Here is a 22,273-nt window from a genome sequence, read left to right as displayed (position 1 = left end):
CGAAACCTCATACAATAAAATGAAAGAGAATAAAAAACATTTCGAAACAGAAGCGATAAGAACCCAGTCTGAAACCACGCAGTTTTCAGAGCATTCTGTACCCTTGTATATAACATCAGGATTTGTTTTTGATGATGCTGAAGAAATGAGAGCCTCATTTGCAGAAGAGAAGCAACGAGATTTATATAGTAGATATAGTAACCCTAACGTCAACGAGTTTGTAGATAAAGTGTGTTTAATGGAAGGGGCAGAAGCCGGTTTTGCTTTCGCAAGTGGAATGGCTGCCGTGTTTTCAACATTTGCTACCTTACTAAATGCTGGTGATCATGTTGTGTCTTGCAGTTCTGTGTTTGGAGCAACTCATGGTTTGTTTACAAAATACTTTCCAAAATGGAATATTGAATGTTCTTACTTTAACATCAATGAAGTTGAAGATATAGAAAGCTTAATAAAACCAAATACAAAGTTTATTTACGCAGAAACACCAACCAATCCTGGGGTTGATGTTTTAGATTTGGAGGCGCTGAGCATTATTTGCAAAAAACACAATCTCTTATTGGTGATTGATAATTGCTTTGCCACACCATATTTGCAAAATCCTATAAAATTTGGAGCAGATTTGGTAATTCATTCAGCTACCAAATTAATGGACGGTCAAGGACGAGTATTAGGAGGTGTAACTGTTGGCAAAAAAGATCTCATTCGAGAAATTTATTTATTTTCAAGATTAACAGGTCCATCAATGAGTCCGTTTAATGCATGGGTCTTGTCTAAATCTTTAGAAACCCTAGCGATTAGAGTGGATAAACACTGTGAAAATGCCTTAAAATTGGCAACTTATTTAGAATCACACCCTAAGGTAAAATGGGTGAAGTATCCATTTTTAAAGTCGCACCCTAAGTTTGATATTGCCAAAAAGCAAATGCGATTAGGCGGTAATATTGTCGCTTTTGAAGTTGAAGGAGGTATAGAAGCAGGAAGAACGTTTTTAGATGCCATTAAAATGTGTTCATTGTCTGCTAATCTAGGAGATACCAGAACCATTGTAACTCATCCGGCAAGTACAACGCATGCCAAGGTGGAGCCAGAAGTTAAAGCCGCCGCAGGTATCAGTGACGGTATGGTTCGCGTATCTGTAGGACTGGAGCATGTTGATGATATTATTAAAGACTTGAAACAGGCACTGGATTAGAAATCAAGTAATTAGCTTAATATTAATCTCTATTCTTTATAGGATAGAAATGACTTTTCTAAAATCGCTATATTAGCAAAATGCTATCTAAAAAAACTAAATACGGCTTAAAAGCACTCACGTTCATTGCGAGAAATGAAGGCGATATGCCTGTGCAAGTGAGTAAGATTGCAAAAAGCGAACAAATTCCTTCTAAGTTTCTTGAAGGGATATTGCTAACACTGAAAAAGGCTGGAATTTTAGGTTCAAAGAAAGGTAAACACGGTGGTTATTACCTCAGAAAAGAACCTTCGGAAATTTTAATGACCGAAGTTATGCGCGTTTTAGAAGGCCCTATTGCTATGGTTCCATGTGTGAGTTTAAACTATTATGAAAAATGCGACGACTGCCCCGATGAACATAAATGTAGCGTTCATAAATTAATGATTGAAGTTCGTGATAGCACTCTTAAAGTATTTAGAAATACCACTTTGGCTGATTTGTCTAATACAAACAGATAACAATTTCACAACAAACAAGTGCTTTTAAAAGAATATTTCGCACTTATTCCTTAAAATTTTTCATATTTCTAAAAAGTTTCCAAAATTCTTTTTTATGTAATAAAAAGTTTTACTTTTGTAATCCCTACTAAATCGATAGGATTAATATAAAACAATTAGAAATGTTTGCACAAATGTTAACAAAGGAAAAAGAAAAGTCGACTTATAAAGAGGATACTGCTAATGAAAAACCATTAAGAAGTGTGGTCAAATCACTTAGCTGGAGAACTATCGGAACTTTAGATACGATTTTAATTTCTTGGGTAATAACTGGGAAACTAGACCTAGCATTTTCAATTGGTGGCATAGAGTTAGTGACTAAAATGGTGTTATACTTTTTTCACGAACGCATTTGGAATTCAATTAAGTGGGGTAAATAAGTTTACAATATGTTTACAGAAAGTCAAATAGAAGAATTAAACAAAAGTTTTGAAAAAGCTAAGCCATCTGAAATTATTCAGAAGGCTTTTGAGCTAAATAATAACGCAGTAGTTACTACAAATTTTAGACCCTACGAAGCAGCAATTTTGCACGCTGTAAGTCTTGTGGAAGCTAAAATCCCTGTGGTTTGGTGTGATACAGGCTACAACACACCTCAAACTTATAAACATGCAGAACAGGTCATTAAAGATTTAAATTTAAATGTGTTTTTATATGTTCCAAAACAAACTTCGGCACACCGCGATGTAGTTATGGGTATTCCAACAGTTGATGCTCCAGAACATGCTTTATTTACAGAGCAAGTAAAATTAGAACCTTTTAAACGAGCCATGGAAGAGCATAAGCCAAACGTGTGGTTTACAAACTTGCGTCAAGGGCAAACAGCATTTAGAAACAGTATCGGTATTTTTAGTTTAAGTAAAGATGGCGTTTTAAAGGTAAGTCCGTTTTATTATTGGTCTGATGAAAAATTAGACACTTATTTAGAAGAAAACAATTTGCCAAACGAGTTTAAATATTTCGATCCCACTAAAGCATTAGAAAACAGAGAGTGTGGTTTACACGCTTAAAAAATAGATTATGAAGAAAGACACATCACATATAAATTCGCTAGAAAACGAAGCAATCTATATCATGAGAGAAGTAGCAGCACAGTTTGAAAAACCAGTGCTTTTATTTTCTGGAGGAAAAGATTCAATTACTTTGGTAAGATTAGCTGTTAAAGCATTTTACCCTGCAAAAGTACCGTTTCCGTTAATGCATATAGATACAGGGCACAATTTCCCTGAGACTATTGAATTTAGAGATCGCTTGGTTAAAGAACTAGGTTTAGAATTAATAGTTCGTAATGTTCAAGATTCTATTGACGAAGGAAAAGTGAAAGAAGAGTCTGGTCGTTATGCCAGTAGAAATATGTTGCAAACAACAACGCTTTTAGATGCGATTGAAGAATTTAAATTTGATGCATGTATTGGTGGAGCACGTCGAGATGAAGAAAAAGCCAGAGCAAAAGAACGTATTTTTTCTGTACGTGATGATTTTGGTCAATGGGATGAAAAAAATCAACGTCCAGAATTGTTCGATATGTTAAACGGCGAGATTGAGCATGGACAAAATGTACGAGTATTTCCTATTTCAAACTGGACTGAATTAGATGTTTGGTCTTATATAGAAAAAGAAAACATTGAAATTCCTTCAATCTATTTTGCACATAAACGTAAAGTGTTCTTAAGAGATGGTATGATTTGGTCTGCTGATGATGAAGTGGTTTATAGAGATGATCATGAAGAAGTTATAGAAGAAATGGTGCGTTTTAGAACCGTTGGTGATATGAGTTGTACTGCAGCTGTACTATCAGAAGCATCAACCATTGATAAAGTTGTTGAAGAAATTAGAGATTCAACAATTTCAGAACGAGGCGCGCGTATAGATGACAAACGATCTGAAGCAGCTATGGAAAAACGTAAACAACAAGGGTACTTTTAAAATTTTCTTTTGAAAATTTTGCCTTGAGCTTTTGGCGTTGAGCCTTTAGCAAAACAAATAAGAATTTAAAATAAGGTGTTTGGAATTAGCCAATAGCTAAAAGCCAATAGCCAACAGTCGATAAAAAATGGAAGTATTAAAAATTGCAACAGCAGGAAGTGTAGATGACGGGAAAAGTACGTTAATAGGTCGTATTCTTTATGATACAAAATCTTTAACAACCGATAAGTTAGAAGCTATTGAGAAAACAAGTAAGCAACGCGGATACGATTATTTAGATTTTTCGTTAGCAACAGATGGTTTGGTTGCCGAAAGAGAACAAGGAATCACCATTGATGTAGCGCACATCTATTTTTCTACAAAGAAAAAAAGTTACATCATCGCAGATACACCGGGCCATGTGGAATATACACGTAATATGGTGACTGGCGCTTCAACTTCGCAGGCTTCAATAATTTTAATAGATGCAAGAAAAGGGGTGATTGAGCAAACCAATCGTCACTTCTTTATCAATAATTTATTGAGAATTAAGGATGTTGTAGTAGCTATCAATAAAATGGATTTGGTAGACTATTCTGAAGAAGTTTACAATAAAATTAAAGCAGATTTCTCTGAATTAATGAGTAAGCGTGATTACCAAGACCAGAAAATCACTTTCATCCCAGTAAGTGCTTTAAAAGGAGATAACGTAGTAAACAAAACAGATAAAATGCCTTGGTATAAAGGTGAAGCCTTATTAGAGCATTTAGAGCAATTGGATAAAGCTGATATTTTTAATGTGGGTACACCACGCTTCCCTGTACAGTATGTTATTCGTCCGAAAACTGAAGAATTTCATGATTACCGAGGTTATGCAGGAAAAGTTTATGGTGGCGATTTAAGTGTAGGTGATGATATTATTGTGTTGCCATCGAAAACACGCTCTAAAATAAAAGATATTTATTTCTATGATGAGAAATACGAAACGGCTTCAAGACGCTCGTCTGTTACTATTACTTTAGAGAATGATATTAACGTAAGTCGTGGCGATATGATTGTAAAAGAAGGCGATTTACCAACAATCGATAAGCAATTTACAGCAAACGTATGCTGGATGGATACCAATGAGTTAACACCTGGTGGCAAGTACGTTGTACAACATGGCATCAACAAAGTATTAGCCAAAGTGGAACGTATCAATCATAAAATCAATCCAGATTATTCTGGTTTTGAAAAAGGTGTAACCGGTTTAGCTATTAATGATATTGCTTCGGTAACGTTCAAATTAAATAAGCCAATTTTCTACGATCAATTTAAAAATCATAGAACGAATGGCTCGTTTATTATTATCGATACACAATCAAACAATACAGTAGGAGCTGGTTTTATCCAGTAAAACATAAATTAAAAATTCTTTTCTAATAAAGAAAAGGTCAGGTATAGCATGCGAAGTTTTGAAACAGAAATAGAAAATCCGATAGTCCAAAAGGACATCATTGAATTAGCCAATAAAATTGAGCTTTTTCATAATGGTAAAATTGATGAAGAAAAATTTAGAAGTCTTCGTTTGGCTCGTGGTGTTTACGGTCAGCGTCAAGAAGGCGTACAAATGATTCGTATTAAAGTACCATACGGAAAGTTAAAGAGTAATCAATTAAGAAGAATTGCTGCGGTGTCTGATGAATATTCTCGTGGTCGTTTACATATTACTACACGACAAGATATACAAATTCATTACGTAGATTTAGACAGAACTCCAGAGCTTTGGGCTGAATTAGAAAAGGATGAAGTAACGGTGCGTGAAGCTTGTGGCAATGTGGTAAGAAACGTAACGGCTTCTGAAACCGCAGGTATTGATCCAAACGAACCTTTTGATGTGTCTCCTTATGCAGATGCGCTTTACAAGTTCTTTTTACGTAACCCAATTTGTCAAGAAATGGGACGTAAATTTAAAGTGTCTTTTTCTTCGACTGACGAAGATACCGGGTTGTCATATTTACACGATATAGGATATATTGCTAAAACAAAAGATGGCGTTCGCGGATTTAAAGTGATGGTTGCAGGTGGTTTAGGCTCTCAACCAAGACATGCAGATGTATTATATGATTTCATTGAAACCGATAAAATAATTCCAATAATGGAAGGCGTTTTAAGAGTTTTTGATCGTTACGGCGAGCGTAAAAGTCGTGCTAAAGCGAGAATGAAATTCTTAGTAAAAGATATAGGTTTAGAAGCATTTAAAGATTTAATTGCAGAAGAACAAAAGGCCATTGAGTTTAAAAGTGTGGCAATAGACGCCGATGCTTATAAAGCTTCAAAACCAGTAGAGGTTGAAACTCCACAGGTTGAAATTAAAGACCAAGAGGCTTTTAATTTATGGAAATCAACAAATCTTATTCCACAAAAGCAAGATGGCTATGTTGCCATTGGAATAAAAGTGCTTTTAGGTGATTTTTATACGGACAAAGCCAGATTATTGGCTAATTTAGTAGATAATTATGCCGCTGGTGAGGTGCGTTTAACATTACGACAAAATATCGTAATACCTTTTGTAAAAGAAGATTTAGTGCCTTTCTTCTATCAAGAATTAGCGAAGTTAGGCTTCGTAGAGGCGGGTTATAATAAAGCAGTAGATATTACGGCTTGTCCAGGTACAGATACTTGTAACCTAGGTATTGCAAGTAGTACAGGTATTGCTGAAGAATTAGAGCGTGTGATAAAAGCAGAATATCCACAATATTTAAAAAATGACGATTTAGTCATTAAAATTAGTGGTTGTATGAATGCCTGTGGGCAGCACAATATGGCACATATTGGCTTTCAAGGGATGACGATTAGAACACCAGATAAGTTGGTAGCACCGGCTTTACAAGTGTTGCTTGGTGGCGGTAATCAAGGTGATGGCAACGCAACTTTTGCAGATAAAGTGGCGAAAGTACCTAGTAGAAGAGGGCCAGAAGCTTTACGCCGAATCTTAAATGATTTTGAAGCTCATGCCAACGGAAAAGCATTTGTAGATTACTATCAAGAAAAAGGAGAACGCTATTTTTACGATCTATTGAATGATTTGCAAGATGCCACCAATTTAACTCAAGAAGATTTTATAGATTGGGGTGAGGATGAGAAATATGTAAAAGAAATAGGAATTGGCGAATGTGCTGGTGTAGTTATAGATTTAATTGCAACTTTGTTTTTTGAAAGTGAAGAGAAAATTGAAAATGCTAAAACTTCATTCGAAGATGGTGTGTATTCAGGAGCAATTTATTATACTTACCAATCTTTGGTTAATTCCGCGAAAGCGTTATTATTAGCCGAAAACAAAAAAACAAATACACACGCTGGCATCATTTCTCAATTTGATGAAATATTTGTTGAAAGTGAAAAAATTAACTTAGGTACTTCATTTTCAGATTTAATTTATCAAATCAATAAGAATACGCCGAGTAAAGAATTTGCTTTAAATTATATTACTAGTGCTAATAAATTTTTGGCGGCAGTAAGATCATTTAGAGAAACAGAACAAAAGAAATCGGCATAAGCGATATTTAAAATGAGTATTAATATCCCAAAATTAACAGTTGTAGGTGCAGGCCCTGGAGATGAAGATTTAATTACCCTTAAAGCAATTAAGGCAATTGAATCGGCGAATGTCATTCTATACGATGCGCTTATAAACGAATCTTTACTAAAATATGCTGCCGAAAGTGCGGAGCTTATTTTTGTAGGGAAACGCAAAGGATGTTATGCTTTTCAACAAGAACAAATTAATGAACTTATCGTCTCAAAAGCCAAAGAAAAAGGGCATGTGGTGCGCTTAAAAGGTGGTGACCCATTTATTTTTGGTCGTGGCGCAGAAGAGATTGATTTTGTGCGCCAATTTGGTTTAGAAACTTACGTGGTTCCTGGTATTTCGTCATCTATTGCGGTACCCGCTTATCAAGGTATTCCTTTAACAAAACGCGGTGCTTCAGAAAGTTTTTGGGTTATTACAGGAACAACTAAAAACCATCAATTGTCAGATGATATTGCTTTGGCTGTGAAATCAACAGCTACGGTTGTAATATTGATGGGGATGAGTAAATTATCAGAAATTGTTCAAATATTTTCAAATGAAAATAAGCAGGATACTGCTATTGCTGTAATTCAAAACGGAACGCGAAACAATGAGAATGTTGGCATCGGAATAATAAGTACTATTGAAGATATAGTAGAAGAAAAACAATTAGCAAATCCCGCTATAATTATTATTGGTGAAGTTGTAAAACAACGTGCAGTTTTAGGTTCCATTTATAAAGAAGTGATTCAGGAGTAAATTATGGAAAGAAATAATTTATACCCTATTTTTTTAAAAGCAAAAAGCTTGAATGTGCTTATTGTAGGAGGAGGAAATGTCGCTGAAGAAAAATTAACGTTCTTATTAAAATCAAGCCCTGACGCAAAGGTTACTATGGTGTCTCCTATGTTTAGAGAAGGTACCAAAGGACTTGCAAAAAAAGGTTGTGTAACTTTGGTTGAAGATATTTACAAAAAAAAGTATTTATTTGGCAAGCATATAGTGGTTGCAACGACAGATGTACCAGATGTAAATATTCAGGTTTGGAAAGATTGTCGTGCAGAAGCTAAATTGGTTAATGTGGCAGATAATCCACCATATTGCGATTTTTATATGGGAGGTATCGTAACTAAAGGCAATGTAAAAGTAGCGATTTCAACCAATGGAAAATCGCCAACAACTGCTAAACGTCTCAGACAGTTTTTCGAGGATGTTATTCCTGAAAACGTCGACGATTTAGTGAAAAATTTAAATGAATATAGAAAAACAATAAAAGGTGATTTCGAAGAAAAAGTGGAAACATTAAATGAATTCACCAAAGGATTAATACAAAAAAGAGAATCATAAAATGATTAAGACTGATATACTTATCATAGGTGCTGGACCAACAGGTTTATTTACTGTATTTGAAGCAGGATTATTAAAATTAAAATGTCATTTAATAGACGCATTACCACAACCAGGTGGACAATGTTCAGAGATTTATCCAAAAAAACCAATTTATGATATTCCAGGTTTTCCAGAAATTTTAGCCGGAGATTTAACAAACAATTTGCTTGAACAAGGCAAGCAATTTGAACCTGGTTTTACTCTAGGAGAACGAGCTGAAACCATCGAGAAACAAGATGATGGCTCCTTTATCGTAACAACAAACAAAGGTACGCAACACCATGCGCCAGTAGTGGCAATTGCAGGAGGCTTGGGCTCTTTCGAACCAAGAAAACCTGCCATTGAAGGTATTGCAGATTACGAAGACAAGGGTGTTGAGTATATTATTAAAGATCCAGAATTTTATGTTAATAAACGTGTAGTAATTTCTGGAGGTGGAGACTCTGCTTTAGATTGGAGTATCTTTTTAACCGATGTCGCTTCAGAAGTAACCTTAATTCATAGAAGAAATGAATTTAGAGGAGCTTTAGATTCTGTTGAAAAAGTTGGAGAATTGACTAGAGCGGGTAAAATTAATTTAGTGACGCCTGCTGAGGTTAAAGAATTGCATGGCGATGGAAAAATTGAAGCCGTAACTTATGTGAGAGATGGCGAATCGTTTCAAATCGAAACGGACCATTTTATTCCTTTATTCGGATTATCACCAAAATTAGGACCTATTGGAAAATGGGGATTAGAAATTGAAAAAAATGCCATAAAGGTGAATAACGCAGCAAATTATCAAACTAATATTCCAGGTATTTTTGCGATTGGCGATGTGAATACCTACCCTGAGAAATTAAAGTTAATACTTTGTGGTTTCCATGAAGCCACTTTAATGTGTCAAGCAGCGTATAGAATTATAAACCCAGGAAAAAAGTACGTATTAAAATATACAACTGTAAGCGGAATAGATGGCTTTGACGGTTCTCGTAAAGAGGCTCCTAAAGCTGTAGTACAAGCTATAAATTAACTATAAACACAAGATATTTTAGAATAATCCTGCTTAGTTTTTTCTTAGCAGGATTTAGTTTTTAATAAATTTAAGATTTAAAAGGAATAGTTTTATTTTTAGCAGCCGAAAGGCCTATAATTTAAAAACACATGAAAAGTTATAATGTTTGCTTAAAAGATACCGTTAAAACCTTCACTAAAAGATTGTTTTATTCATTGTTTGACTGCGAGCAAGAAGAGGCTCATGGTGAGTATTTAGAATCTACGTTTTTAAAAATTCTTTCAGCTTTAAACATTGATAATGGCGACGAAATTTGGGCAGCATTTCAAAAAGAGCTTCCGCAAATAAGAAAAAAATTAGACTTGGATGCCATTGCTTTTGAATGTAATGATCCTGCATCTCATAGTTTGGAAGAAATTTATCTGGCTTATCCTGGGTTTCACGCCATTTCTATTTATAGATTAAGTCATGCATTATACAAGTTGAACGTGCATATTCTTCCTAGAATGATGACTGAATATATTCATGGCATTACAGGTATTGATATACATCCAGGGGCCACAATAGGTGAGTCGTTTTATATCGACCATGGCACCGGAATTGTTATTGGAGAAACTTCAATCATAAAAAATGGAGTTAAAATTTATCAAGGGGTAACTTTAGGAGGTATTCAAGTGAGTAAAGATTTAGCCAAAATAAAAAGACACCCAACCATAGAAGATAATGTATGTATTTATGCTAATGCGACTATTTTGGGTGGCGATATTGTAATAGGTGCTAATAGCATCATTGGAGCAAACGTTTGGATAACTCAATCCGTACCTGAAAACTCCTTAGTTACCTATCAAACAGAAATTAAAATAAGACCAAAGAAAAATGGAATTCGAGAATAGTATAATTGGTCAAATAGGAAATACGCCGTTAGTTGAAGCAACTCATCTAATTAAAAAAAAGGGTGTGCGATTGTTTTTAAAATTAGAAGGCAATAACCCTGGCGGAAGCGTTAAAGACAGGCCTGCCTTCAACATGATTAATGAAGCTTTAAAACGTGGTGATATCCAAAAAGGAGGTACTTTAGTTGAGGCTACTAGCGGTAATACAGGTATTGCGCTTGCATTCATAGCGAAACTTTTAGGCCTGAATATGGTGTTAATCATGCCTGAGAATTCAACCGAAGAACGTGTAAAAACCATGCGCGCGTATGGAGCTGAAGTTATTTTAACATCCTCAGATATTGGAATTGAAGGGTCGCGAGATTTGGCATTTCAACTAAGAGACGAAAAAGGATATACGCTTTTAAATCAGTTTGAAAATGATGACAATTGGAAGGCGCATTATAAAACAACAGGCCCTGAAATATGGAAGGCTACTAAAGGCGAAATAACCCATTTTGTATCTGCCATGGGCACAACTGGTACCATTACAGGAACATCTACTTATTTAAAAGAGCAGAATAAAAAAATCACCATAGTTGGTGCACAACCTGCTGATGGTGCAAGAATTCCTGGTATTCGAAAATGGTCACCTGATTATGTTCCGAAATTTTTTGACCCTAAAAAGGTTGATATTGTAGTAGATGTCTCAGAAGAAAATGCTAAAGCAACTACAATTAAATTGGCCAAAGAAGAAGGCGTTTTTGCAGGTATGAGTAGTGGTGGTTCAGTATATTGTGCACTGCAAATAGCAAATCAAATAGATAAAGGCGTTATAGTAGCCATTATTTGCGATCGCGGAGATAGATATTTATCGTCCACACTCTTTGATTAAGAAATAACAATTTTTGCAAATTTCGTGTGAATAAAGCAATATAGTTAGTACTTTTGTATCCCAGTTCATTAACGTATTAATGTTATCAAGAAAGGTAGAGGGAATAGACCCGTTGAAACCTTGGCAACCTCCCGAACTTCGGGAAAGGTGCTACGTTCTACCAGTAATTAATTTACTGGACAGATAACGAAAAGTAAATCCCTGACTTTTCTTGATGACATACAGATAATATTTATCAAATGTCGAGTATACAACAAGCATTAAAAGAACGAATTTTAGTTTTAGATGGCGCCATGGGCACCATGCTACAAGCTTATAAATTTACAGAAGCCGATTTTAGAGGCGAACGTTTTAAAGATTACCCAACGCCTTTGCAAGGTAATAACGATTTGTTGTCTATTACACAGCCTGAAGCTATAAAAACCATTCATGGAAAATATTTTGAAGCTGGTGCAGATATCGTTGAAACCAATACGTTTTCAGGGACAACCATAGCCATGGCTGATTATCAAATGGAAGATTTAGTTTATGAATTAAATTATCAATCGGCCAAAATAGCTAAAGAAGTAGCAGAAGAGTTCACAGCTAAAGAGCCAAATAAGCCACGATTTGTCGCAGGTTCTATAGGGCCAACAAACCGTACGGCAAGTATGTCTCCAGATGTAAACGACCCTGGCTATAGAGCCGTAACTTTTGATGAGCTGAGAATTGCTTACAAGCAACAAGTAGAGGCTTTAGTAGATGGCGGTGTAGATTTGCTTTTAGTTGAAACTGTATTTGATACACTTAACGCCAAAGCAGCATTATTTGCAATTGAAGAAGTGAAAGAAGAACGCGGAATCGATATTCCAATTATGTTAAGCGGTACAATTACCGATGCATCGGGAAGAACCTTATCTGGACAAACGGCTGAGGCATTTTTGATTTCAGTATCTCATATACCTTTGCTATCTGTAGGGTTCAACTGTGCTTTGGGAGCCAATTTACTTCAACCACATTTAGAAGCTATTGCTAGTAAAACCGATTTTGCAATTTCTGCACATCCTAACGCCGGTTTACCAAATGCATTTGGTGAGTATGATGAAACTCCTGAAGAAATGGGAGAACAGATTGAAGAATATTTAAAGAAGAATTTAATTAATATTATTGGTGGTTGTTGCGGAACAAGTCCAGAGCATATTCGCGTTATTGCAAATATAGCAGCTAAATATAAACCTCGTGAATTTGCAACTCTGAGCGCAGTCTAAGATTCTCATTAGAAAAAATGAAAGTTAAACAAACAAAATACATGAAATTATCTGGTTTGGAACCTTTGGTTCTAAACGAAAATAGCAATTTCATAAATGTAGGAGAGCGAACTAACGTCGCGGGATCTCGAAAATTTCTACGATTAATAAAAGAAGAAAAATTTGATGAAGCCTTAGATATAGCACGTCATCAAGTAGACGGTGGCGCACAAATTATCGATATTAATTTTGATGATGGTTTAATTGATGGAAAAGAAGCAATGGTACGTTTCTTAAACTTAATTGCCGCTGAGCCAGATATTTGTCGTGTACCTATCATGATTGATAGTTCAAAATGGGAAATTATTGAAGCTGGACTTCAGGTAGTACAAGGAAAATGTGTTGTAAACTCCATTTCGTTAAAAGAAGGAGAAGAGAAATTCATTTGGGAAGCAAAACAAATAAAGAGATATGGAGCCGCTGTGATTGTCATGGCTTTTGATGAAGTTGGGCAAGCCGATAATTATGAACGAAGAATTGAAATTGCCAAACGATCGTATGATGTTTTGGTGAACAAGGTAAATTTCCCATCAGAAGATATCATATTCGATTTAAATATATTTCCTGTTGCCACTGGAATGGATGAGCACAGGCGTAATGCTATCGATTTTATTGAAGCCACACGTTGGGTTCGCGAAAATTTACCAAATGTAAGTGTAAGCGGAGGCGTTAGCAACGTGTCATTCTCATTTCGAGGTAATGATGGTGTTCGTGAAGCGATGCACTCTGTATTTCTGTATCATGCCATACAAGCTGGAATGAATATGGGTATTGTAAATCCTGCGTTATTGGAGGTTTATGATGATATTCCAAAAGATTTATTAGAGTATGTAGAAGATGTGATTTTAGACAGACGAGATGATGCCACTGAGCGTTTATTAGATTTTGCTGAAACCGTAAAAGGGTCAAAGAAGGAAGCAGGTGCAGACTTATCTTGGAGAGAAAATCCGTTACAAGAGCGTATCACCCATGCTTTAGTTAAAGGTATTGATGCTTTTATTATTGAAGACATTGAACAAGCAAGACAAGAAGCCGAAAAACCTATTGATGTTATCGAAGGGCATTTAATGATTGGTATGAATGTGGTTGGCGATTTGTTTGGTGCAGGAAAAATGTTTCTGCCACAAGTTGTAAAATCGGCTAGGGTCATGAAAAAAGCTGTGGCTTACTTAAATCCATTTATTGAAGCTGAAAAAACTGATAAGCAAGAACCAGTTGGTAAAATTTTAATGGCTACTGTTAAAGGCGATGTTCACGATATTGGAAAAAATATTGTAAGTGTAGTATTGGCATGTAATAATTATGAAATAGTAGATTTAGGGGTGATGGTACCGCCTGAAAAAATCATAGAAACGGCCATAAAAGAGCGTGTTGATGCTATTGGACTTTCTGGGTTAATTACGCCATCGCTTGATGAAATGGTGTATTTAGCGAAAGAAATGCAGCGTCAAAATTTTGAAATACCATTATTAATTGGTGGTGCTACAACATCAAAAGCACATACCGCTGTAAAAATTGATACGCAATACAATAAAGCCGTAGTTCATGTTAACGATGCATCACGTGCGGTAACGGTTGTGGGCGATTTATTAAATAAGAAAGGCACACACGAGTATACAGCGAAATTAAAAAAGGATTATGACGAATTTCGCACCAAGTTTTTAAAACGAGGCAAAGAGAAATCATATATTTCAATTGAAGAAGCTAGAGCCAGAAAATATAAAATTGATTGGGAAACTTCGGAAATTGTAAAACCAAAGGAACTTGGCGTTCAGATTTTAAAACAATTAAGTTTGAAAGAATTGGAACTTTTCATAGACTGGAGCCCGTTTTTTAGAAGTTGGGATCTACACGGTAAATATCCAGATATTCTGAAAGATAAGGTTGTTGGTGAACAAGCTACGCAGCTTTTTGAAGATGCTAAAGACATGGTGCAGCAAATTATTGCTAAACAATTGCTAAAACCCAAGGCGGTTTTTGGATTATTTGAAGCAAATTCGATTAATGACGATGACATTACTGTTCAGAAAAAAGGAAAGGAAGTCGCCGTTTTTAGAACTTTACGCCAGCAATTAAAAAAGCGTGAAGGGATTCCTAATCATGCGTTAGCAGATTTTATCGCACCCAAAGAAACTGGTAAAACCGATTATATAGGAGCGTTTTGTGTTGGAATTTTTGGAGCGCAAGAATTGGCTGATAGTTATCGTGCAAAAGAGGATGATTATAATGCTATTATGGCGCAGGCTATTGCCGATAGGTTTGCCGAAGCATTCGCCGAATATTTGCACAAGCAAATAAGAGTGAAGCATTGGAGTTACGCAGCCAATGAAGATTTAACTAACGACGATTTAATTAAAGAAAGTTATAAAGGCATTCGTCCAGCTCCGGGTTATCCGGCATGTCCTGATCATTTAGAGAAGGAAACCATTTGGGAACTACTAGAAGTGGAAAAGCTTATAGGTGTAAAATTAACCGAAAGTTTAGCCATGTGGCCTGCAGCAGCAGTTTCTGGATATTATTTTGCAAACCCGGAAGCCAAATATTTTGGTCTAGGTAAAATTACCGACGATCAAGTAACGGATTATGCAACACGAAAAGGAATAACAAAAGCAAAGGCCAGAAAGTGGTTGCACCCAAATATTGCAGAATAAAAGATATGGAATTTATAGAATTAACTTTAGGGAGTTATGTGATATCGCACGGATATGATGACAAGAACAAAGAAGTTTTAGAGCATGTACACTCGGATACATTTTCAAAGAAGATTGTTGCGGTTTCTCGAATAAAATCTATTAGTGATAAGTATATTTTAACGGATTATGTGGATGGACGATGGATATATTGGGAATATAAAGAGGCTTTTGCTGAGGTTAAAAAAGCTTTGATTTAGCGGCGTTAGCGATTGAAACGACATCCTTTTTTGAGGGACGAGAAAAAGATATAGTATAAAGCGCGACCCTTGTGGTAACGCTAAAAAAATAAAAATAAAACTGATGAGATTTCCGTTTTTTCGGGAATGACAAATACGAGTTATGAAGGTTACAGATCACATAAAACAGGCGAAAGGAAAAACGTTGTTTTCGTTTGAAATTATACCACCACAGAAGGGTAGAAATATTCAGGAATTGTATAATAATATTGACCCTTTAATGGAGTTTAATCCGCCATTTATTGATGTTACCACTTCGCGCGAGGAGTATGTTTATATTGATAAAGGTGATGGACTTTTAGATAGAAAAATTACAAGAATGCGCCCTGGAACGGTTGGTATTTGTGCTTCTATACAGCATAAATATAATGTGGATGCCATACCACATGTGCTTTGTGGTGGATTTACTAAAGAGGAAACGGAATATGTTTTAGTAGATTGTCATTATCTTGGGATACAGAATGTTATGGCGTTGCGCGGTGATGCCATGAGCCATGAAAAGTATTTTAAAGCATGCGCTGGCGGACATGAATACGCAACCGAATTGGTCGCGCAAATTCAGAATTTAAACACGGGTAAATATCTACATGATGTGATAGAAACGGAGCATAAATCTGATTTTTGCATTGGTGTTGCGGGTTACCCTGAAAAGCATATGGAAGCACCTTCTTTACAAACCGATTTAAGACGATTAAAAGAAAAGGTTGATGCTGGAGCAGATTATGTAGTTACACAAATGTTTTTTGATAATAACAAGTTTTTTGAGTTTGCAAAAGCGGCTAAAGCCATGGGTATAAATGTGCCTATTATTCCGGGTATAAAACCAATTGCAGTAAAGCGTCATTTGCAACTATTACCACAAGTATTTAAAATTGATTTACCTGAAGAATTAATTGTTGAGGTTGAAAAATGTAAAGACAATAAAGCGGTAAGACAAGTTGGAATCGAGTGGGCCATTAAGCAGTCTCAAGAGCTGAGGGAAGCTGGTGTGCCAGTATTACATTATTATTCTATGGGTAAAAGCGACAATATTAAATCCATTGCATCGGCATTGTTTTAATAATTAAGTTATTTTTGCTGCGTAACACCTATTTATGCGCCAAATACTTGTTTGTGTTTTTTGTTTTGTTTTTAGCTTTTCTTTTTCTCAAGATAAGACGCATACATCCTATGTAGATGTTAATTATTTTCGCGGGAATATTGCGCTTCATAACAATGAAATTCTTCATTTAATTAAAGGACATCCTGAAGGTGTTATTTTAGCTTGGAATAAAAAAACTTATGGTTTTCAAGACTGGGAGCAACGATTTAATTATCCTGACTATGGGGTTTCGTTGACTTATCAGAATATGAAAAACGATGTTTTAGGAAACAATATTGCGCTTTACGCACATTACAACTTTTACTTTTTAAAGCGTCATTTAATGTTTAGAATTGGGCAAGGTTTGTCATACAATACCAATCCATATGATATAGATACCAACTTTAAAAATGTGGCCTTTGGCTCTACATTTGGGAGTAGTACCTATGTAATGCTTAACTACAAAAAAGAGCGCATTATTGATAGATTTGGTTTGCAAGCTGGGTTTTCGTTGGTACATTATTCAAATGCGAATGTGAAATCGCCTAACAACGGAACCAATTCGATTACCTTTAATTTGGGTGTAACCTATAATTTAGACGATACCGATATAGAATACCAATATACTTTAGATAAACAGGCGGATCGGGATTTTTCTGAGCCTCTAAAATACAACCTTGTTTTTAGGTCTGGAATTAATGAGAGCGATGTTGTTGGTAGCGGACAATATGCTATGTATGTTATATCTGCCTATGCCGATAAGCGTATTAATAAATCAAGTGCATTTCAGCTAGGAACCGATGTGTTTTTTTCTAACTTTTTGAAAGAGTTAATTTATTATCAGAGTGTAGCTTTTCCTAACAAGGGGCTTTCAGGTGATGAAGACCATAAGCGTATTGGTGTTTTCGCAGGACATGAATTGTTCATTAATAAAACATCGTTAATCACCCAATTGGGGTATTATGTATATTATCCTTTTGATTTTGAAGGAAGAACCTATTTTAGAATAGGGTTAAAACGATACATTTCAAAGAAATGGTTTGGTTCGTTAACTCTAAAATCGCACGGTGCTAAGGCTGAAGGTGTTGAATTTGGACTTGGAATAAGACTGTAAATAGACAGATATGGAACAGAGATTAACCATTATAGGTTTAGGCGTAAAAAATCTAAAAGTATCTTCAGAGTTTTATGAAGAAAAATTTGGTTGGAAAAAAACAGAATCCAGTAATGAGAGCATTGTATTTTTTCAATTAAACGGGATGCTATTGTCGTTATATCCGATAGATAAATTAGCTGAAGATGCTGGAGTATCTAGTGAAGGTGAAGGATTTAAAGCGTTTTCTCTAGCCTATAATACTAGAACAAAAGAAGAAGTTGATACGTTGATTGAAACACTTAAAGCTAGAGGTGTTAAAATTGTAAAACAACCCGAGGAGGTGTTTTGGGGTGGCTATAGCAGTTATATTGCAGATCCTGATGAAAATTTATGGGAAATAGCATTTAATCCCTATTTGAAATTGGATGAGAAAGGAAACGTTGTTTAGTTTAAAATAATTCATGCAGAAATTAAAATACATATTAATTTGTCTAATCGTGATGGCTTGCGATAGTGAAAACGCAGGTGATTGTTTTCAAAAGTCAGGATCTATAATTCAGCAGGATATTGTAGTGGATAGTTTTGATAAAATTTTAGTGAATCGGGATATAGAATTGATTTTGAAAGAAGACGATAATCAAAAAGTAACTATTGAAACCGGTGAAAATTTACTAAATGATGTGGTGGCTGAAGTTATTGATGGCAGATTAATTTTAACTGATAATAACACCTGCAATTATGTTAGAGATTACGGTGTTACCAAAGTGTATGTAAACGCTCCAAATATTGCCGAAATAAGAAGCTCCACACAGTATGATGTGAGTTCAGATGGTGTTTTAACCTATCCTAATTTGAATATCTTGTCTGAAGATTTTGGCGCTGCAGGATCTTTTAATGTAGGTGATTTTAGATTACAAATCGATAATACTAGTCTAAATGTGGTGTTTAATAACATTTCTATTTGCTATGTTTCTGGGCAAACAGAGAATTTGAATGTAATCTTTGCTTCAGGAACATCGCGGTTTGAAGGGCGAAATTTAATCGCTCAAAAAGTTACAGTTTCTAATAGAAGTTCTAACGATATGATTGTAAACCCACAGCAAGAATTATCAGGACAAATTTTAGGTATTGGAGATGTAATTTCTACAAATACACCTCCAATAGTGAATGTTGAAGTCCTATATCGTGGGCAATTAATCTTCGAATAAGTCTACCGATTGTTTAGCGATTTCTAATTCTTCATTAGTAGGAATTACTAATATTTTTACTTTAGAAGTATCCGTATTTATTTCGGTTAACTTATCAGGTCTAATGTTGTTTTTCTCTTTATCTAAAACAATTCCTAAGTAGTCTAAATCTTCGCAAACACGTTCTCTTATGTCTGGAGAATTTTCGCCAATACCTGCAGTAAATACAATAGCATCTAAACCATTTAGAACAGCTGCATAACTTCCAATGTATTTTTTAATTCGGTAGGCATTCATCTGTAAAGCTAATTCACAATCTCTATTTCCTTTTTTCGCTTCGGCTAGAATATCTCTTAAATCACTATAACCTGTTAATCCTAACATGCCACTTTTTTTCTGAAGGATATCATTTATTTCATCTAAACTATAATTGAATTTTTTAGCTAAGTGGAAGATGATAGATTGATCTATCTCACCAGAACGGGTTCCCATAATTAAGCCGTTTATTGGCGAGAACCCTAAAGTATGGTCAATACTTTTTCCATCTTTAACTGCTGTCATGCTACAACCATTTCCTAAATGAATGGTAATAATTTTTGAATGCGTTTTACCCAAATATTCAACGGCCTTTTCTGAAATGTACTTATGGCTTGTACCGTGAAATCCATAAACACGAATATTGTGTTTTTCTAAAAACTCGTTAGGAATGGCATACTTATATGCATATTCTGGGATAGATTGATGAAAAGCAGTATCAAAAACAGCTACTTGTTTTGCGTTTGTAAAAATAGTTTCAGCTACTTCTATGCCTTCTAAATTGGCTGGATTGTGCAATGGAGCTAATGCGGAAAGCGCTTTTATTTTATCTTTTACTTCTATTGTAATTTCGGTAGTATCGCTAAAATGTTTTCCACCATGCACTACACGATGCCCAACAATATTGATATCGTCTGTAGACTTGATGATGCCCGTATCTTTATCTAAAAGTTGTTTTGATACCAGCTCTAAACCAACTTTATGGTTTGGTATTGATTTTACAACTTCTATAGAATCTTTGTCTGTTTTGTATTTAAATATGGCATCTTCTAAACCTATGCGCTCAATTATTCCAGAACAAAGTATTTTTTCTTCTGGCATTGAAAATAGTTGAAACTTTAATGATGAACTTCCTGAATTTAGAACTAATACTTGCATGTTTTATTGGTCTTGAGCTTGAATTGCGGTTATTATTACTGTGCTATATATGTCGTCTGCAGTACAGCCCCTGCTTAAGTCGTTCACAGGTTTGTTTAGACCTTGTAACATGGGTCCGATAGCTAAAGCTCCTGTTTCACGTTGTACAGCTTTGTAAGTATTGTTTCCGGTGTTTAAATCTGGAAATATTAAAACACTAGCTTGTCCTGCAACCTCAGAGTCTGGTAGTTTGCTTTTACCAATGCGCATATCAACGGCTGCATCATATTGTATTGGACCTTCAATTTTTAAATCTGGCGCCAGTGCTTTAGCCATTTCGGTAGCTTCTCTAACTTTATCAACATCTTCACCTTTTCCTGATGCACCAGAAGAATAAGAAAGCATTGCGACTTTAGGTTCTATACCAAAATCTTTAGCTGTTTTTGCAGAAGAGATAGCAATTTCGGCTAATTGTGCGGCATTAGGATTTGGATTTATGGCACAATCACCAAAAACAGAAACTCTGTCTTCTAAACACATAAAAAATACCGACGACACAATATTGACACCTGGTTTCGTTTTTATAAACTGTAAAGCTGGGCGCAAAGTGTGTGCTGTGGTGTGAACCGCTCCTGAAACCATACCGTCTGCATGCCCTTTATAAATCATCATTGTTGCGAAATAAGACACATCAGACATGGCATCTTTCGCCATATCTAAATTTACATTTTTATGTTTTCTTAATTCGTAAAATGTGTTTACATAATCTTCAAAATGTGGAGATTGTTGCGGTGATACGATATTAATATCTTCAATATTTAAAGCAATATCTAATTTAGTAATGGTCTCAATTATTTTGTCTTTATCACCAATTAAAGTTAAATCTACAACTTGTTCGTCAATTAATCTTGCGGTAGCACGAAGGATACGCTCATCATTTCCTTCGGGTAAAACAATATGTTTTTTATGTTTTAAGGCTTGTTGCAACAAGTTATACTGAAACATTCTAGGTGTGAATATACCAGATTCAAAAGTGATTAAATCTTCTGCGAGTTTATCCGTATCAACATGTTTTTCAAAAGACGCAATAGAAGTTTCAATTTTCTCGATATTCTCTGCGTAAATTCTAGATTTAATCTGACCAATTGAATTGGTAACATTAAACGTACCTTGTTTCACACTAATGATTGGTACAACACTCGAAAGTCCTTCAATTAATTTTAATATAGGATCTTCAGGAATTAAACCACCTGTAAGAATGATACCAGCAATTTTAGGATAGTTTTTCGATATATTAGCCTGAAGGGCTCCTAAGATAATATCGGCTCTATCACCAGGCGTAATTACCAAAGCATTTTCTTTGAGATGTGTTAAATAGTTACGCAGTTGCATCGCACCAACACTAAAGTTTTCAGACTGATTATTTATCATGTCTTCACCAAAAAGAATTGTGGCTTCAAGTTTCTTTACAATTTCTTTGATTGTAGGATTTGCTAAACTTTTAATTTTAGGTATAACAGTTACATCTGTACCGTTATTTATTTTTGCTTTTAAAAGCTCTTTTAAAGTTGTTATGTTTTGTGGATCAATTTTGTTGGTCATTATAGACAGCACATCCACCTCTTCTCTGTAGGTATTGTGCGCCAATTGCACATTATCAACAATCTCGTTTAACGGTTTTCCATCACCCTGAGATACAATAATAACGGGAAGACCTAAGTTTTTAGAAATTAATATATTGATATCTAGCTCTAAACTTGAATTTTCATGCGAAAAGTCGGTACCTTCAACCAAAACAAAATCAAAGCGCTCTTCAAGGTATTTATATTTTTTGATAATTTCATCAATAACATCACCAGATTTACCTTTATTATAAAGGTCTAAAACTTCACTTCTCGTAAAAGCAAAAGTTTTTTTGTAATTAATGTCAATTTCAAAATAGGACACCACCGTATTAATGTGGTTGTCGGGTTCTCCATTTTTTGTGTCTTCAATAATTGGTCTAAAATAACCTACTTTCGCTGTTTTCCCTAAAAGCATGCGCATTAAACCAAGTACTACAACAGATTTTCCACTATTTGGCTCAATGGTTGCTACATAAATTCCTTTACTCATAGTCTTTAATTGCTATAATTTTAATTTCTTTTATTAGAATATAGCTGTTGTTTATTGTGTTGTTTTA

The 22,273-nt window shown here is 35.1% G+C and carries 21 protein-coding genes and 1 riboswitch; of the genes, 19 read left to right on the top strand and 2 right to left on the bottom strand.

The window, feature by feature from the left end; translation table 11 throughout:
• The first annotated feature begins 19 nt into the window (after nucleotides 1-19).
• The 19 genes from O5O44_RS15730 to O5O44_RS15640 all read left to right on the top strand — a co-directional run bounded on the left by O5O44_RS15730 (nucleotide 20) and on the right by O5O44_RS15640 (nucleotide 18,939).
• A complete protein-coding gene (locus tag O5O44_RS15730; protein WP_289195156.1) occupies nucleotides 20-1,192 on the top strand; it encodes a trans-sulfuration enzyme family protein in 1,173 nt (390 codons plus the stop codon).
• A gap of 80 nt (nucleotides 1,193-1,272) precedes the next feature.
• A complete protein-coding gene (locus O5O44_RS15725) occupies nucleotides 1,273-1,692 on the top strand; it encodes an RrF2 family transcriptional regulator (RefSeq protein ID WP_289195155.1) in 420 nt (139 codons plus the stop codon).
• 161 nt (nucleotides 1,693-1,853) lie between these two features.
• The gene (locus tag O5O44_RS15720) at nucleotides 1,854-2,111 is read left to right on the top strand and encodes a DUF2061 domain-containing protein (RefSeq protein ID WP_026010050.1); all 258 of its coding nucleotides are present in this window, start codon (nucleotides 1,854-1,856) and stop codon (nucleotides 2,109-2,111) included.
• Between the two features lie 9 nt (nucleotides 2,112-2,120).
• Nucleotides 2,121-2,741: a phosphoadenosine phosphosulfate reductase domain-containing protein gene (locus O5O44_RS15715; RefSeq protein WP_019387743.1), complete on the top strand. Its 621-nt coding sequence runs from the start codon at nucleotides 2,121-2,123 to the stop codon at nucleotides 2,739-2,741.
• 10 nt (nucleotides 2,742-2,751) lie between these two features.
• Nucleotides 2,752-3,657: a sulfate adenylyltransferase subunit CysD gene (cysD, locus tag O5O44_RS15710; protein ID WP_019387744.1), complete on the top strand. Its 906-nt coding sequence runs from the start codon at nucleotides 2,752-2,754 to the stop codon at nucleotides 3,655-3,657.
• 127 nt (nucleotides 3,658-3,784) lie between these two features.
• Nucleotides 3,785-5,032 (top strand): sulfate adenylyltransferase subunit 1, encoded by a 1,248-nt coding sequence (locus O5O44_RS15705; protein ID WP_019387745.1) that lies wholly within the window; start codon nucleotides 3,785-3,787, stop codon nucleotides 5,030-5,032.
• A gap of 48 nt (nucleotides 5,033-5,080) precedes the next feature.
• Nucleotides 5,081-7,174: a ferredoxin-like domain-containing protein gene (locus O5O44_RS15700; protein ID WP_289195154.1), complete on the top strand. Its 2,094-nt coding sequence runs from the start codon at nucleotides 5,081-5,083 to the stop codon at nucleotides 7,172-7,174.
• Nucleotides 7,175-7,186: 12 nt separating this feature from the next.
• On the top strand, nucleotides 7,187-7,948 hold the full coding sequence (gene cobA, locus O5O44_RS15695; protein ID WP_289195153.1) for a uroporphyrinogen-III C-methyltransferase: 762 nt from the start codon (nucleotides 7,187-7,189) through the stop codon (nucleotides 7,946-7,948).
• A 3-nt stretch (nucleotides 7,949-7,951) separates the two neighbouring features.
• On the top strand, nucleotides 7,952-8,536 hold the full coding sequence (locus O5O44_RS15690) for a precorrin-2 dehydrogenase/sirohydrochlorin ferrochelatase family protein (protein ID WP_289195152.1): 585 nt from the start codon (nucleotides 7,952-7,954) through the stop codon (nucleotides 8,534-8,536).
• A gap of 1 nt (nucleotide 8,537) precedes the next feature.
• On the top strand, nucleotides 8,538-9,590 hold the full coding sequence (locus tag O5O44_RS15685; protein WP_289195151.1) for an NAD(P)/FAD-dependent oxidoreductase: 1,053 nt from the start codon (nucleotides 8,538-8,540) through the stop codon (nucleotides 9,588-9,590).
• A 131-nt stretch (nucleotides 9,591-9,721) separates the two neighbouring features.
• Nucleotides 9,722-10,465, top strand: coding sequence for a serine O-acetyltransferase EpsC (epsC, locus tag O5O44_RS15680; RefSeq protein WP_289195150.1), 744 nt, complete (start codon nucleotides 9,722-9,724; stop codon nucleotides 10,463-10,465).
• Nucleotides 10,449-11,339: a cysteine synthase CysM gene (gene cysM, locus O5O44_RS15675; RefSeq protein WP_289195149.1), complete on the top strand. Its 891-nt coding sequence runs from the start codon at nucleotides 10,449-10,451 to the stop codon at nucleotides 11,337-11,339. Before epsC ends, cysM begins: the two co-directional genes overlap by 17 nt.
• Before the next feature lie 79 nt (nucleotides 11,340-11,418).
• A riboswitch (SAM riboswitch) is annotated at nucleotides 11,419-11,529 on the top strand.
• A 49-nt stretch (nucleotides 11,530-11,578) separates the two neighbouring features.
• Nucleotides 11,579-12,586 (top strand): homocysteine S-methyltransferase family protein, encoded by a 1,008-nt coding sequence (locus O5O44_RS15670; RefSeq protein ID WP_289195148.1) that lies wholly within the window; start codon nucleotides 11,579-11,581, stop codon nucleotides 12,584-12,586.
• Between the two features lie 17 nt (nucleotides 12,587-12,603).
• On the top strand, nucleotides 12,604-15,276 hold the full coding sequence (gene metH, locus O5O44_RS15665) for a methionine synthase (RefSeq protein ID WP_289195147.1): 2,673 nt from the start codon (nucleotides 12,604-12,606) through the stop codon (nucleotides 15,274-15,276).
• 5 nt (nucleotides 15,277-15,281) lie between these two features.
• Nucleotides 15,282-15,515, top strand: a complete 234-nt coding sequence (locus O5O44_RS15660) for a hypothetical protein (protein WP_289195146.1) — start codon at nucleotides 15,282-15,284, stop codon at nucleotides 15,513-15,515.
• A 142-nt stretch (nucleotides 15,516-15,657) separates the two neighbouring features.
• Nucleotides 15,658-16,614: a methylenetetrahydrofolate reductase [NAD(P)H] gene (metF, locus tag O5O44_RS15655; RefSeq protein ID WP_289195145.1), complete on the top strand. Its 957-nt coding sequence runs from the start codon at nucleotides 15,658-15,660 to the stop codon at nucleotides 16,612-16,614.
• A gap of 34 nt (nucleotides 16,615-16,648) precedes the next feature.
• Entirely contained in the window at nucleotides 16,649-17,749 is a 1,101-nt protein-coding gene (locus tag O5O44_RS15650) for an acyloxyacyl hydrolase (protein WP_289195144.1), read from the top strand.
• 10 nt (nucleotides 17,750-17,759) lie between these two features.
• On the top strand, nucleotides 17,760-18,179 hold the full coding sequence (locus O5O44_RS15645) for a VOC family protein (RefSeq protein ID WP_289195143.1): 420 nt from the start codon (nucleotides 17,760-17,762) through the stop codon (nucleotides 18,177-18,179).
• Between the two features lie 13 nt (nucleotides 18,180-18,192).
• Nucleotides 18,193-18,939, top strand: a complete 747-nt coding sequence (locus O5O44_RS15640) for a head GIN domain-containing protein (RefSeq protein ID WP_289195142.1) — start codon at nucleotides 18,193-18,195, stop codon at nucleotides 18,937-18,939.
• On the opposite strand, the gene O5O44_RS15635 is transcribed toward O5O44_RS15640, so the two are convergent.
• Nucleotides 18,925-20,112, bottom strand: a complete 1,188-nt coding sequence (locus tag O5O44_RS15635; protein ID WP_289195141.1) for an acetate/propionate family kinase — start codon at nucleotides 20,110-20,112, stop codon at nucleotides 18,925-18,927. The two genes, O5O44_RS15640 and O5O44_RS15635, sit on opposite strands and share 15 nt — an antisense overlap.
• A 3-nt stretch (nucleotides 20,113-20,115) precedes the next feature.
• Nucleotides 20,116-22,206: a phosphate acetyltransferase gene (gene pta / locus O5O44_RS15630; protein ID WP_289195140.1), complete on the bottom strand. Its 2,091-nt coding sequence runs from the start codon at nucleotides 22,204-22,206 to the stop codon at nucleotides 20,116-20,118.
• Nucleotides 22,207-22,273 lie beyond the last annotated feature (67 nt).

It is taken from the genome of Algibacter luteus (assembly GCF_030344935.1).
In the GTDB taxonomy this organism is placed as follows: Bacteria; Bacteroidota; Bacteroidia; order Flavobacteriales; family Flavobacteriaceae; genus Arenitalea; species Arenitalea lutea.
Note: the sequence above shows the minus strand (reverse complement) of the source record. Positions and strands in the feature narration are given on the sequence as shown.